Below are 13420 nucleotides of genomic sequence, written 5' to 3'. Positions count from 1 at the left end.
GGCACGGGATCGCGTGCGTGCGCGCGGGCCCGGTCGGCGACCTCGCCTCAGTCGGTGACCTTGGCGAGGAACGCGGCGAGGTTCGCCTCGGTCCGGGCGATCTTCTCCTTCCGCGTGAGCGACTCCTGGAGCCGGCCGCCGACGCCCGCGTCCTTGCGGCCCCGCAGGTAGAGCGAGCAGGCGAGGTCGTCGCACATGTAGACGCCCACCGAGTTGCCCTGCTGGCCGGCCTTGCCCGCCTTGGGCGCCACGAGCAGGGACACGCCGCCGGTGTGGGTGGTCAGGCAGACCGTGCACATGCTGCGCCGCGCCTGCCCCGCGCCGCCGCCCGTCGAGGCGCGCAGCTGGACACCGACGGGCCGGTCGTCGAGCAGCGTGACGAGGTAGGCGCGGTCGGGGGCCTGGGGGTCGCGCCATCCCAGGAAGTCGAGGTCCTCCCAGGGCCGTTCGGCCAGGTCACGGGGGATCGACAGGCGCTTCGCCTCACCCTTGGTGCAGTTCACGAAGGCGGTGCGGATCTCTTGCTCGGTCAGCGGCTTCATGACCGACACGCTAAGTTGCCTAAACGAATTAGGCAAATGCATAATGTCAATAGGCGTTGTCGGCGAGCGGTGGCGCGGAAGCGGAGGACGGACATGGCGGCGCGGGCGGAACGGGTGGGACTGACCACGGAACGCCTGGTCCGGGCGGGAGCCGAGCTGGCCGACGAGATCGGCTTCGAGCAGGCGACCCCCGCGGAACTCGCCCGCCGCTTCGGGGTCAGGACCGCGAGCCTGTACTCGCACGTGCGCAACGCCCACGACCTGAGGACCCGGATCGCCGGGCTCGCCCTGGAGGAGCTCGCCGACCGGGCCGCGGACGCCGTGGCCGGCCGGGCCGGCAAGGACGCCCTGACCGCCTTCGCCCACGCCTACCGCGACTACGCCCTCGCCCACCCCGGCCGCTTCGTGGCCGCCCGTTGCCCGCTCGACCCGGACTCCGCCGCGGCCGGCGCCGCCGTCCGGCACGCGCGACTGATCCGCTCGGTGCTGCGCGGGTACGGTCTGGCCGAGCCGTACGAGACGCACGCGGTGCGCCTGCTGGGCAGCGTGTTCAGCGGCTTCGTGACCTTGGAGGGCGCCGGCGGCTTCGACCACAGCGCGCCGGAGTCCCGGGAGAGCTGGACGGAGATCCTCGACGCGCTCGACGTACTGCTGCGCCACTGGCCCACCACCCCCCTGACCGAAGTGAGCGGGACATGAACGGACGAGCCGGCTGGACCACCACCCCCGTCACCGCTGAACTGCTGCGCGGCGCAATCGACTTGGAACACACCGAACGCGGCGTGCTCCCGCACCGGCTGCCGCCGCGGGCCCGGCTGCAGATCCCGGTCGGCGGGCCCGCCCTCGCGGAGGCGCAGCCGTCCGGTGTGCGGATCGCCTTCCGCACCCGGGCCACGACCGTCGAACTGGACGTGGTCGCCACCAAACGCGTCCACCCGGGCATCGCACCCGCTCCCGACGGCGTGTACGAGCTGCTCGTGGACGGCCGGCTCGCGGGCACGGCCCGCGCACCCCACGGCGACGTCCTCACCATCGACATGGCCGCCGGGACCGCGGTGACCCGACCCGGCCCGATGGCGACCCTGCGGTTCGACGGGTTGAGCGGCGCCGACAAGGACGTGGAGATCTGGCTGCCGTACGACGAGAGCACCCGCCTCGTCGCCCTGCGCACCGACGCCCCCGTCCGGACCCCGCCCCCGACCGGCCGCAGGGTGTGGCTGCACCACGGAAGCTCGATCGCACCCCTCGACCCCACTGCTCGTCGTGTCGCCGCTCCATTGCGCCCTCCACGAGCGCACTCCGGGTCCCAGCGCCATGAACGTCGAGGGGGCGACCGAGGGGCGCCTTCGGTTCAAGGCCGCGGGTGATCCCGCCGAGGTCGCCGCCGGAAAGCTGACGCTGCGGGTCGTCCGGGAGGAACTCGCCCGGGTCGTCCGGCAACGGGCCTCCGAGGACCCGCACCTGCACCACCTCGACGGGCTCGCCCTCTACGGCGAGGCCGACGAGGCCGCGCTGCCGATGCCCGACGACCTCCATCCCGACGCCGCCACGCACCGCCTCATCGGGGAGCGCTTCGCCCGCGCCGCCTTCGGCGCCGGCGGGCCGTTCACCGCCGACTCCCGCTGAGCGGGGCCGCGTTCACTCGTACCACTCCCCCGATTTCCGACGGTCGGGGGCGCCGGCGGCGGCGCATCCCTTGACATCACATGATCCCCCTAACACCTTTTCTGACTCAGCATCAGAAATGCTGGAGCCGCCCTCCTCCCCTCCCGCTGGAGCCCGCCCATGACCGAAAGCCCCGCCCCTTCCCTGCCCTCCCGCCCCGCCTCACCCTCCCTGCCCTCCCGCCGGACCGTCCTCGCCGGGACGGGCGCGGGGGTGCTCGCCGCCACCGTCCTGCCGGGGACCGCGCGGGCCGACGGGGCGCCGCTCGGCGAGTACGACGTCGTCGTGGTCGGGTCGGGGGCCGCCGGGATGACGGCCGCCCTGACCGCCGCGAAGCGGGGCCTGAGCGTCCTGGTCGTCGAGAAGGCGCCGACCTTCGGCGGTTCGGCGGCCCGCTCCGGCGCCGGGATATGGCTGCCGAACAACTCGGTGATCCTGGGCGCCGGGGTGCCGGACACCCCGCAGAAGGCGGCGACGTACCTCGCGGCGGTGGTGGGCCCCGACGTGCCGGCCGACCGGCAGCAGGCGTTCCTCGCGAACGGGCCCCGGATGCTGGACTTCGTCATGGCCAACAGTCCGCTGCGGTTCCGCTTCATGGACGGCTACAGCGACTACTACCCCAACCTGCCGGGCGGTTTGCCGAACGGCCGCTCCATCGAGCCCGACCAGATCGACGGGAACGTCCTGGGCTCCGAGCTGGCGCACCTGAACCCGGCGTACATGCCGGTGCCCGCCGGGATGGTCGTGTTCAGCCAGGACTACAAGTGGCTCAACCTCGCGGCGGTCAGCGCGAGGGGGCTCGCGGTGTCCGCCGAGTGCCTGGCGCGCGGCACGGCGGCGGCCCTGCGCGGGGAGAAGCCGCTCACGATGGGGCAGGCGCTTGCCGCCGGGCTGCGCGCCGGGCTGCGGCGGGCGGGGGTTCCGGTGTGGCTGAACAGCCCGCTGGTGGACCTCGTCCAGGAGGGCGACGCGGTCACGGGCGTGGTGGTGGAGAAGGCGGGCGCACGGGGCGTGGTGCGCGCCCGCAAGGGGGTGGTGATCGGCTCCGGCGGCTTCGAACACAACGCGCAGATGCGGGCGCAGTACCAGCAGCAGCCGATCGGCACCCAGTGGTCCGTCGGCGCCAAGGAGAACACCGGCGACGGCATCCGCGCGGGCCAACGGGCCGGGGCCGGGCTGGCGTTGATGGAGGACGCCTGGTGGGGACCGTCGATCCCGCTGCCCGGGGAACCGTACTTCTGTCTGGCGGAGCGGACGCTGCCCGGCGGCTTGATCGTCAACCGGGCGGGGGTCCGGTTCGTGAACGAGGCGGCCCCGTACAGCGACGTGGTGCACGTCATGTACGACAAGGACCGCGGCGCGGCCGGTTCGCACATCCCCGCCTGGCTGATCGTGGACCAGCACTACCGCAACAAGTACCTGTTCAAGGACATCCTGCCGACCCTGCCCTTCCCGGACTCCTGGTACGAGGCGGGAGCGGCGAAGAAGGCGTGGACCTGGGACGCCCTCGCCGGCCAGATCGGGGTGCCGGCCGGCGCGCTGCGGGCAACGCTGAACCGGTTCAACGCCCAGGCGTGGAACGGCACCGACGCCGACCACCACCGGGGTGACACGGCGTACGACCACTACTACACGGACCCGAACGTGCACCCGAACTCGTGCCTGGCGCCGGTCTGGGTGCCGCCGTTCTACGCGTTCAGGATCGTGCCCGGTGACCTGGGGACGAAGGGCGGCATCGTGACGGACGCACGGGCCCGGGCGCTGCGCCCGGACGGCTCGGTGATCCGCGGTCTGTGGGCGGCGGGCAACGCGAGCGCGGCGGTCATGGGCCACAGCTACGCGGGCGCCGGATCGACGATCGGGCCCGCGATGACGTTCGGCTGGGTGGCGGCGAACGACATCGCGGACGCCTGACGCGGACCGGGCCGCCGCGACCCTCGCACCGTGCGGTTCCGGCGGGCTCAGCCCTGCTGGAACAGCTCGGCGGGGAGCGGCTTGAGCAGCGCGTACAGGTCGTCGGTGATCGGCCGGTCCCAGCTGGCGATGGTCACGAGGACGTTGTCGCTGCGGTCGAACTGCACGCAGGAGATCCGACTCTCGGAGAGCTTGACCTTGCGGACGATGAGGAGGTTGTCGCCCTGCATGACGGGGCAGTCCTCCGAGCCGGTGACCTCCACCTCCTCCTCGTTCTCGAGGGCGTCGAGGAGCTGGGCCACCTCGAAGGGGACCTCGCCCTCGGCGAGGTCCCGGGCCGGGGACCCCTCGGGGAGGTTGCCGATGATCATCGCGGGGCCGCGGCCGCCGAACAGGTCGTAGCGCAGGAAGACGCCCTGGCAGCTGCCGTCGGGGGCGGGGAGCAGCCCGGCCCCGAGGTTGCCCGGCCAGTCCCCCGGGTCCATGGCCAGGACATCGAAGTCCGGGCCGGCGGGTGTGGCGGCGCGGTGGCGGCGGAGGAAGGACATGCCGCCATGGTACGTGGCCGCGCGCGTTTTCCGGCGCGGGGGCCCCGGGGGTGGCGGATCTGCGGGTACGGACCTTCGGAGGAATCCGCTCCTTACCGGAGACGGGCGCTCGCGCCGCCGGGCCCGGCGGCGGCCCGGACCTGCGGGGACCGGTGTGCACGGGTGGGGCGGGAGTGGCGTTCCCGGGGCCGGTCGGGCGCCCTCCTCGGGTGCCGGCCGCGCGACGGAGGGTGCGGTCCGGGTGGGCGGCCCCCGTCAGCGCCGGGGTGGCTCACCCCGCGCCGCGGGCGAAGGAGGCGAGCGCGTCCGCGAGGCCGGCCGGGTCGGTGCCCAGCTTGCGGCAGACGGCGGAGAGTTCGGGGCCGGCCTGGGAGGGGACGCCCTCGATCACGGCTTCGGCGGCGCTCAGTTCCTCCGGGGTCGGCTCGTCCTCCCAGGAGGAACCGCAGGGCAGCTCCCCACCGAGGGTGAGCAGCCGGCTCGCGAGGGTGGCGGTGAGGGCGTCCGCGCCGCATTCGCGGCTGGTGAGGAGCGCGCGGGTGAGGACGGCCCGGTCCTGGAGTTCGGTGCCGAGCACGGCCAACGCGAGGGCCAGTTCGTAGCCGGCCGGGGAGGCCGCCAGCAGGGTGACCGCCTCCCGCAGCAGCGGCAACCGGTCCTGCGGGGCGGCGACCTCGGCCGAGACCCGCAGGGCCTGCCCGATGCCGGAGGGGGCCCCGAAGGCGCGGGCCCGGCGCAGGGCCTCGGCGGCCAGCGCCCGGGCCCCGGCCGGGTCCTCGGGTGCGACCGCCCGGGCCAGGTGCAGCTGCCAGGGGCACCAGGACGGGTTCTGGATGCCGCGCGGGGTGAGCCGTCGGTCCACGGCTTCGAGTTCGGCGGCGGCGGCCTTGCGGTCGCCGCGGGCGAGCAGCAGTTCGGCGTACACGGTCTGGGAGTCGGGGAAGACCACGGCGGCCGGGAAGGGTTCCCCGTAGTCGTGGTCGTGGGCCAGTTCCCAGGCTTCGTCGGTCCGGCCGCGGGCGATGAGGGTGGTGACGAGGATGGCGATGGCGTACCAGTGCACGGGCGTACGACGGCCCACGCGTTCGGCGAGCCGCAGGCCGGTGCGGGCCAGTTCCTCGGCCTCTTCGAGCCGGCCGCGGCGGTAGCGGACGTAGCCGCGCAGGCTGTGCGCGAAGGAGAGGTGGGCGCCGTACCAGCCCTGGCGTTCGAACTCGGCGGTGCCCGCTTCGAAGAGTTCCTCGGTGCGGCCGGGCCGGTCGGCGTACATGTGGACCATGGCGGTCAGGACGGGGACCTCGAAGCCGCGGTCCTCGTAGGCCCAGCTGAAGTGCTCCTCCAGCACGCGGTCCGCGTGGTGCAGGACCACCTCGACGGGTTCGCCGCGCAGGCAGGCGTCCCAGGCGCGCAGCCCGATGATGTAGCGCTCGGTGAGGTCGCGGCCGGTGAGGTGCTCGGCGAGTTTGGTGAGCCGGCGGGAGCGGGCCGGGGAGTCGGGTTCGGCGGCGTTGAAGGCGTCCCACATGAACTGTTCGGACTGCAGGCGCAGTCGGGCGCGGGCGTCCTGGGTGTGCGGGATCTCCCGGGCGAGGAGTTCGGAGGCCTCGGACAGCAGGTCGCTGTGGGAGAGGACCTGGGCGAGGCGGATGACGATGCCCTGCCGCAGGGCGGGGTCGTCGAAGGGCTCGGCGAGGGCCGCCCGCAGGTGGTTGACGGTGTTCGCGGGTTCGGTCAGCAGGGAGGCGCAGCCCAGTTCGTAGAGCACGGCGGCGCGTTCGTCGAAGTCCGGGGGTTCCTGGAGGGCGCGGGCGAGTTGGCGACGGGCGGCCTCGGGGGCGCCGGCCCGGAGGTTGTCGGCGGCGGCCTCGCGCAGGGTGCGCACCACCCAGGGGTCGTTCTCCGGCTGGGTTTCCAGCAGGTGGCGGGCGGCGGCGGAGGAGCCGAGTCCGGCGTCGACGACGGCGGAGGCGGTCTTGCCGTGGAGGGCGACGCGCAGGGCGTCGGGTATGCCGCGGTAGATGGCGGTGGCGATGAGGGGGTGGACGAACTCCAGTCCGGCGTGCTCGCCTTCGGGGGCCGCGGACAGGATGCGGGCGTCGCGCAGTCGTTGGGTGGCGTCGGCGGCCTCTTCGGCGCCGAGGCCCGCGACGCGGGCGGCGATGCGTTGCGGGATGGCGGTGCCGAGGACGGAGCAGGCCCAGGCGAAGCGCACGGTGGAGGGCCCGAGGTTGTGCAGGCGGGCGACGAGGCCGCTGCCGCGCTGTGCGGCGACGAGGTCGCGCAGCAGCGGGGCGCTGGCCTCGACCGGGGCGAGGCCCTTGTCGCGGACCTTGGCCGTGAGTTCGACGGCTTCGAAGGGGTTGCCGGTGGTGACGGTCCAGGCCTCCTGGCAGAAGGCGTCGTCGGCGTGCTCCCCGACGGCCTCGCGGACGAGGGTGGTGACGGCGGCGGCGCTGAGCGGGGCCAGGGTCAGGGGGCGCTGTCCGGCCCGGCCGGGGAGGGTCCGGAAGGACTCGGCGTGCGCGGGCAGTTCGTCGGGGCGGTAGGCGACGACGAGGAGCAGCGAAAGGTGCTCGGCGCGCGGGGCGAAGGCGGCGAGCCAGCTCAGGGATTCGGCGTCGGCCCAGTGGGCGTCGTCGAGGACGAGGACGACGGGGGCGCGCTGGACGGTGAGGTGGGTCAGGACCCAGTCGAGTCCGTCGCGCAGGCCCTGGGGGTCGGGCGGGGCGCCCTCGGGGGCGCACAGGCCGAGGGCGGGGCCGACGATGGCGTACCAGCTGCCGAGGGCGTCGCGCAGGGCGGCTTCGGAGCGGCCGGCCAACTGGGGCTGGATGAGCTGGCGGGCGACGTGGAAGGGCTGGCTCTGCTCCTGTTCCCCGCCGCGGGCGGCGAGCAGGGTGCAGTCACGGGCGAGCGCGCGGCGGCGCACTTCGGCGAGCAGGGTCGTCTTGCCGAGGCCGGCCGGGCCGGAGAGGGCGAGCAGGGCGCCGCCCGCGTCCGGTCCGGAGTCGGTGAGCCGGTCGAGGGCCTCGTCGACGGCGACGAGTTCCGCTTCGCGTTCGAAGATGGGGCGCCGCGTCCGGGTCCGGCGGTCCGTCATGGCTGGTACCCCCCAGGCCTGTTCGGAGGATCAGCGTACGCCCGCGCGTGCGCCGGGGGAGGGCCTGAGTTCGGGAAAGATCGGAATGTTTTCCGGATTTCACCATCGCGCCGAACGGGTGGCGAGTTCCTCCAGTACGGAGACCGCTTCGGCGGCCCGGTCGGCGGCCACGAACAGGTGGTCGTGGTGGTGGCCGGCGATCACGTTGCAGCTGAGTCCGTGGGCGGCCAGTTCGGCGGCGAAGGCTCCGGTCAGGCCGACGGCGTCCAGGGCGGAATGGATCCGCAGGGTGATCCAGCCGGCCGTCCAGTCGTAGGCGAGTCCGGCCGCGTCGGCGTCCTCCTGGCGCAGGACCAGGGTGAGGCCCTCGGGCTCCAGGACGGTGGCGACGGGAGTGAGGCCCTCGGGTGCGCGCGTGGAGGTGGGCAGGGTGCAGAAGACGTACCGCCCCTCGTTCAGTTCGGGTCGCATGCCGCTCAACAGTCTGCGCAGGTCGCTCTCTCCGCTCATCCACCCACCCTACCTATCATCCCGATATGACCGAATCGGTCGCCCCGGTGGCGAACGAGCCGGGGGAACGGCACGCCGATGTTCGGCATGGCGGTGACGGCGGCCTCGGTGCACGGGGTGCGCGAGGACAAGGCGTGGGCCTTCGCGCTCGCCTACAACCAGGAGCACGCGGCCGGCTGATGTGGACGCTGGTGCCGGCCGTGGGGTGGCCGCTCCTGGTGGAACGGCTGCGCCCGTCGCCGCCCCCGGCCCGGGTGTCCTCGTAGCGGAAGACCGCGCCGCGCCGGGCTCGGGCGGGCCCCGGGAGCGGCGGATTCCGCTCGCGGGGCCGCGGCCGTGCTCCGGATCAGGTCGGGCCGAAGCGGCCGACGCCCGCCTGGACGACGAACTTGCGCCACTCGTCCGGCGCGAAGATCACCGAGCGGGCTTCGGGGCGCTCCCTGTCGCGCATCGCGATGAACCCCTCGACGAAGGCGATCTGTACGTCGCCCACCCCTCGGCCGCCCGGCCGCCAGTCCGCGCCGCTGAGATCGAGATCGGGCCTGCCCCAGCCTGCGAGGGGTCGCGAAGTCATGCTCTCGGCCACGTGCGTGCTCCTCCCGGTACGTCGTCCGGCCGCCCAGGGTAGCCACCGCCGCGGGTGCCGCACAGGCCGCCCGCGGAACCCGGTGACCGGGCCGCGGTCCGCCGTCGCGCGGCCACCGGGCGGCCACCGGGAGGCGACCCGCCGGCCATCACCGACCGCCGACAGGCCCGCTCCGCCGGTGCGGTCAGGAGTTCGGGGGCTCGGACCCCACCAGCCACATCGCGAAGAACTGCGCGCCGCCGCCGTACGCGTGGCCCATCGCCCGGCGGGCGTCGGGCACTTGGTGCTCCCCGGCCCGGCCGCGGACCTGGAGCGCCGCCTCCGCGAAGCGGATCATGCCGGAGGCGCCGATCGGATTGGTGGACAGGACCCCGCCCGACGGGTTCACGGGGAGGTCCCCGTCGAGTTCGGTGACCCCGGCCTCGGTGAGCTTCCAGCCCTCGCCCTCCTGCGCGAAGCCGAGGTTCTCCAGCCACATCGGCTCGTACCAGGAGAACGGGACGTACATCTCCACCGCGTCGATCTCCCGCCGCGGGTCGGTGATCCCGGCCTGCCGGTAGACGTCGGCCGCGCAGTCCTTGCCGGCCTGCGGGGAGACGAAGTCCTTGCCCGCGAACAGGGTCGGCTCGCTGCGCATGGCGCCGCCGTGCAGCCAGGCCGGCGGGTGCGGCGAACGGGCCGCGCCCGCCCGGTCGGTGAGGATCATCGCGCAGGCTCCGTCGGAGGACGGGCAGGTCTCCGAGTAGCGGATCGGGTCCCACAGCATCGGCGAGGCCCGGACCTTCTCCAGGGTGATGTCGTGCTCGTGCAGGTGGGCGTACGGGTTCTTCAGCGCGTTGCGCCGGTCCTTGTAGGCGACGAGCGAGCCGACCGCGTCGGGCGCGCCGGTGCGCCGCATGTACGCGCGCACGTGGGGGGCGAAGAACCCGCCCGCGCCGGCCAGCAGCGGTTGCTGGAAGGGGACGGGCAGGGACAGGCCCCACATGGCGTTGGACTCGGACTGCTTCTCGAAGGCGAGGGTGAGGACGGTCCGGTGGACGCGGGCGGCGACCAGGTTGGAGGCGACGAGGGCGGTCGAGCCGCCGACGGAGCCCGCCGTGTGCACGCGGAGCATCGGTTTGCCGACCGCGCCGAGGGCGTCCGCGAGGTACAGCTCGGGCATCATCACCCCCTCGAAGAAGTCGGGGGCCTTGCCGATGACGACCGCGTCGATGTCGGACCAGGTCAGTTCGGCGTCCGCGAGGGCGCGGGTCGCGGCCTCGCGGACCAGTCCGGCGATGGAGACGTCGTGGCGGGCGGCCACGTGCTTGGTCTGGCCGATGCCGACGACGGCCACCGGCTCCTTGCCCGTCGTGCGCGTCGTACTCAACGGGGGTCTCCTTCCAGGACCGCGACCAGGTTCTGCTGGAGGCAGGGTCCGGAGGTGGCGTGGGCGACGGCCCGGTCGGACGCGCCGCGGTGGATCCGGGCGGCGGCCTCGCCGATCCGGATCAGGCCGGCGGCCATGACCGGGTTGGCGGCGAGCGGGCCGCCCGAGGGGTTGACGTCGACGGAGTCGCCGAGCCCGAGGGCCTTGCGGAGCACGACTTCCTGGGAGGAGAACGGCGCGTGGAGTTCCGCCGTGTCGACGGGAGCCTCGAAGACCCCGGCGCGTTCGGCGGCGAGCCGGGTGGACGGGGAGTCGGTGAGGTCGCGCAGGCCGAGTCCGTGGGCCTCGATGCGGTGGTCGATGCCGGTGATCCAGGCGGGGCGTTCGCAGAGCCGCCGGGCCACGTCGCCCGCCGCCAGGATCACGGCGGCGGCGCCGTCGCCGATGGGCGGGCAGTCGCCGGTGCGCAGCGGCGCCACCTGGTAGTCGCCCGGCGGGACCTCGCCGGTGAGCTGGGCGTGCGGGTTGGCCGCGGCGGCGGTCCGGCTGCGGGCGGCGATGGCGGCCAGGGCGGCCTCGTCGGTCTCGCCCGCGTCGATCAGCGCCCGGGCCTGGAGGGCGGCCAGGGCCACGGAGTCGGGCCAGAGCGGTGCGAGGTAGTAGGGGTCGAGCTGGCGGGTGAGGACGTCGCGCAGCGGGCCCGGGGAGGACTTCCCGTACGAGTACACGAGCGCGGTGTCCGCCTCGCCGGTCTGGATCTTGACCCAGGCCTCGTAGAGGGCCCAGGCGCCGTCCATCTCGACGTGCGACTCGGAGATCGGGGGCCAGGCGCCGACCCCGTCGAGGGTCATGGTGAAGGAGAAGGCCCGGCCGGCGAGGTAGTCACTGGAGCCGGAGCAGGTGAAGCCGATCTCGCCGGCCTTGAGGCCGGTGGCGGCGAGCACCTGGTGGAGGACCGGCATGACCATCTCGACTTCGCTGAGCTCGTCGGTGCGGCGGCGGTGGTCGCTCTGCGCGAAGGCGACGACGGCCACCTCGCGGGCGTACCGCTGCGCCCGCCGGGGCCCCTGCGTGCTGGGCGTGCTCGGCGTGCTCGGTGTGCTCGGTGTGCTCGGTGTGCTCGGCTTGGCGGGCATCAGATGAGCTCCTTGTACGCGTCGTAGTCCGCGTCCGGCTCACCGGTCGGGCGGTAGTGGTCGGGGTGACCGCCGTCTTCCCCCCACACCGGTTCGACGCGCAGGCCCATGCGGACCCGGTCGTACGGGATGCCGCCGATCCGGCCGTGGAGGGCGAGGTCGGCGCCGTCGAGGGCGATGTGGGCGTAGACGTAGGGGACTTCGATGTCGAGATTCTTGGCTTTGATGTTGACGATGCAGTACGTGGTGACCGTGCCGGCCGGGCCGACCTCGACCCGGTCGGTGGTCGCGACCCCGCAGGTGGGGCAGGCGCCGCGCGGCGGGACGTACACCTTGTGGCAGGAGGGGCAGCGCTCGCCGACGGTCCTGCGCTCGGCGAGGGCGGCTATGTAGGCGGTCTGGGCGCGGCCGGGGCTGTACGTGTAGTCCAGGCGGGCCTCGGCGACGATGCCGGTGACGGCGTCGTCGAAGAGCCCGTCGTGGGGGGTGGCGCGGCGGCCTTCGGTGGGGGCGCCGTCCGGAAGCTCGGCCGGGCCCTCGGCGGGTTCGAAGCAGGCGATGTCGGTGATGGCGCCGGTCCGCCGCTCCGCCCAACGGACGCGGACGCGCATGCCGGTGGTGACGGCGTCGGGACCGGGGGCGTCGAGGGCGTGCAGGATCGCCGTGTCGGCGCCGTCGAGCCGGACGAGGACCCAGGCGAACGGGGTGGCCAGGGGCTGCTGCGGGCGGGGTTCGCCGTTCCAGGCCCAGGTGGTGACGGTGCCGGTGGCGCCGACCTCGACCAGTTCGCGGATCTCCTCGGCGGTGACGGGGTCGTACTCGGTCGGCGGCACCATCACCCTGCCGTCCGAGGTCCGCACCCCGAGGACGACGCCCTCGCGCAGCCCGGTGAGGAAGGCGCTCTGGACGGGGCCGAGGGACCGGGTGAAGGGGAACTCTACGACGAGGGGCGCGCGCAGCACCTCGGGTGGGGACGCGGCGGCTGTCACGGGGGTCTCCGATTCTCCGGAACGGGTCGGGCGGGGAGGGAAGGGCGCGGGGGAAGCGCGGGTCGGACGGGTCAGGCGCGGCGGTACACCGGCGGGCGCTTCTCGGCGAAGGCCCGGGCCCCTTCCTTCGCGTCGGCCGTGTCGAAGACCGGCCAGCCCCGGACGAGTTCGGCCGCGAGGCCCTCCGTCTCCGTCAGTTCGGCGCTCTCGTAGACGGACGCCTTGACGGCCTCGACGGCGAGGGGCCCGCACGCGTTGATCCGTTCGGCGATCTCCAGGGCCGCCTCCAGGGCGGTCCCGTCGGGCACGACCCGTCCGATCAGCCCGATCCGGGCGGCTTCCTCCGCCGGGTAGGGGCGGCCGGTCAGCAGCATCTCCAGGGCGTGGGTGCGCGGGATCTGCCGGGGCAGCCGCACCGTCGAGCCGCCGATCGGGAAGAGGCCGCGCTTGACCTCGAAGAGTCCGAAGGTGGCCCCGGCGCCGGCGACCCTGATGTCGGTGCCCTGGAGGATCTCGGTGCCGCCGGCGACGCAGTACCCCTCGACGGCCGCGATCACCGGCTTGCGCGGCCGGTGGTGGCGGAGCATCGCCTTCCAGTGCAGGTCCGGATCGGCTTTGAGCCGGTCGCGGTACTGGTCGCCGTCCATGCCCTTGCCGGCCAGGGCCTTGAGGTCCATGCCGGCGCAGAAGTCCCCGCCCGCCCCGGTCAGCACCACCGAGCGGATCGTGTCGTCCGCGTCCGCCTCCAACCAGCCGTCGTACAGCCCCACCAGCAGCGGCAGCGAGAGCGCGTTCTTCGCTTCCGGTCTGTTCATGGTGAGCACCAGTGTGGCGCCGTGGCGTTCCACGGTGAGGTGTTCCGTCCCACCCATTGCCGTCCTCCCGTCTCAAGACCTAGAACAGGTTGCAGTAGGGGCGGGTGCAGTTCAATAGTTTTCTGACACTCAGTCAGTTTTCTTGGGCGACTCCCTTCCCACTTCCGTGCGGCGGCGCTGTAATGACCGCCGAAGCGGACCGGCACGGACCCGGGAACGGGCCCGGCACCAGATGTCACCAGGGTC

Annotated in this window: 11 protein-coding genes and 1 pseudogene; 3 read left to right on the top strand and 9 right to left on the bottom strand. The window is 73.8% G+C overall.

Annotated elements, in window-relative coordinates:
• Window positions 1-47: 47 nt before the first annotated feature.
• Window positions 48-542 (bottom strand): FBP domain-containing protein, encoded by a 495-nt coding sequence (locus AB0D46_RS19725; RefSeq protein WP_362879014.1) that lies wholly within the window; start codon window positions 540-542, stop codon window positions 48-50.
• A gap of 93 nt (window positions 543-635) precedes the next feature.
• On the opposite strand from AB0D46_RS19725, the gene AB0D46_RS19720 reads away from it, so the two are divergent.
• The 3 genes and pseudogenes from AB0D46_RS19720 to kstD all read left to right on the top strand — a co-directional run bounded on the left by AB0D46_RS19720 (window position 636) and on the right by kstD (window position 4121).
• Window positions 636-1241 (top strand): TetR/AcrR family transcriptional regulator, encoded by a 606-nt coding sequence (locus AB0D46_RS19720; protein WP_362879012.1) that lies wholly within the window; start codon window positions 636-638, stop codon window positions 1239-1241.
• Window positions 1238-2168, top strand: a pseudogene (locus tag AB0D46_RS19715) (hypothetical protein). The gene AB0D46_RS19720 and the pseudogene AB0D46_RS19715 overlap by 4 nt, the downstream one beginning before the upstream one ends.
• Before the next feature lie 159 nt (window positions 2169-2327).
• Window positions 2328-4121 carry a 3-oxosteroid 1-dehydrogenase gene (kstD, locus tag AB0D46_RS19710; protein WP_362879010.1) on the top strand — a complete coding sequence of 598 codons (1794 nt, stop codon included), beginning with the start codon at window positions 2328-2330 and terminating at the stop codon, window positions 4119-4121.
• A gap of 47 nt (window positions 4122-4168) precedes the next feature.
• Here the strand turns inward: kstD and AB0D46_RS19705 are convergent, their stop codons facing one another.
• The 8 genes from AB0D46_RS19705 to AB0D46_RS19670 form a co-directional block, all read right to left on the bottom strand.
• Entirely contained in the window at window positions 4169-4669 is a 501-nt protein-coding gene (locus AB0D46_RS19705) for a hypothetical protein (RefSeq protein ID WP_281209983.1), read from the bottom strand.
• Between the two features lie 271 nt (window positions 4670-4940).
• Entirely contained in the window at window positions 4941-7769 is a 2829-nt protein-coding gene (locus AB0D46_RS19700; RefSeq protein ID WP_362879007.1) for an AAA family ATPase, read from the bottom strand.
• A 99-nt stretch (window positions 7770-7868) separates the two neighbouring features.
• Entirely contained in the window at window positions 7869-8279 is a 411-nt protein-coding gene (locus tag AB0D46_RS19695) for an ACT domain-containing protein (RefSeq protein WP_362879005.1), read from the bottom strand.
• 346 nt (window positions 8280-8625) lie between these two features.
• Complete coding sequence (locus AB0D46_RS19690) at window positions 8626-8865, bottom strand: DUF397 domain-containing protein (RefSeq protein ID WP_362879003.1); 240 nt, start codon at window positions 8863-8865, stop codon at window positions 8626-8628.
• Window positions 8866-9049: 184 nt separating this feature from the next.
• The gene (locus tag AB0D46_RS19685; protein WP_362879001.1) at window positions 9050-10234 is read right to left on the bottom strand and encodes a thiolase domain-containing protein; all 1185 of its coding nucleotides are present in this window, start codon (window positions 10232-10234) and stop codon (window positions 9050-9052) included.
• The gene (locus AB0D46_RS19680) at window positions 10231-11268 is read right to left on the bottom strand and encodes a thiolase domain-containing protein (RefSeq protein WP_362879100.1); all 1038 of its coding nucleotides are present in this window, start codon (window positions 11266-11268) and stop codon (window positions 10231-10233) included. The genes AB0D46_RS19685 and AB0D46_RS19680 overlap by 4 nt, the downstream gene beginning before the upstream one ends.
• A gap of 101 nt (window positions 11269-11369) precedes the next feature.
• A complete protein-coding gene (locus tag AB0D46_RS19675) occupies window positions 11370-12359 on the bottom strand; it encodes an OB-fold domain-containing protein (RefSeq protein ID WP_362878999.1) in 990 nt (329 codons plus the stop codon).
• Between the two features lie 71 nt (window positions 12360-12430).
• Window positions 12431-13231, bottom strand: coding sequence for a crotonase/enoyl-CoA hydratase family protein (locus AB0D46_RS19670; RefSeq protein WP_362878997.1), 801 nt, complete (start codon window positions 13229-13231; stop codon window positions 12431-12433).
• Between the last annotated feature and the right edge of the window lie 189 nt (window positions 13232-13420).

It is taken from the genome of Streptomyces sp. NPDC048383 (assembly GCF_040651775.1).
Lineage (GTDB): Bacteria > Actinomycetota > Actinomycetes > Streptomycetales > Streptomycetaceae > Streptomyces.
Note: the sequence above shows the minus strand (reverse complement) of the source record. Positions and strands in the feature narration are given on the sequence as shown.

Coding starts and splice junctions, on each gene's coding strand:
- AB0D46_RS19725 (WP_362879014.1), bottom strand. CDS start 542: ATGAAGCCGCTGACCGAGCAAGAGATCCGCACCGCCTTCGTGAACTGC.
- AB0D46_RS19720 (WP_362879012.1), top strand. CDS start 636: ATGGCGGCGCGGGCGGAACGGGTGGGACTGACCACGGAACGCCTGGTC.
- kstD (WP_362879010.1), top strand. CDS start 2,328: ATGACCGAAAGCCCCGCCCCTTCCCTGCCCTCCCGCCCCGCCTCACCC.
- AB0D46_RS19705 (WP_281209983.1), bottom strand. CDS start 4,669: ATGTCCTTCCTCCGCCGCCACCGCGCCGCCACACCCGCCGGCCCGGAC.
- AB0D46_RS19700 (WP_362879007.1), bottom strand. CDS start 7,769: ATGACGGACCGCCGGACCCGGACGCGGCGCCCCATCTTCGAACGCGAA.
- AB0D46_RS19695 (WP_362879005.1), bottom strand. CDS start 8,279: ATGAGCGGAGAGAGCGACCTGCGCAGACTGTTGAGCGGCATGCGACCC.
- AB0D46_RS19670 (WP_362878997.1), bottom strand. CDS start 13,231: ATGGGTGGGACGGAACACCTCACCGTGGAACGCCACGGCGCCACACTG.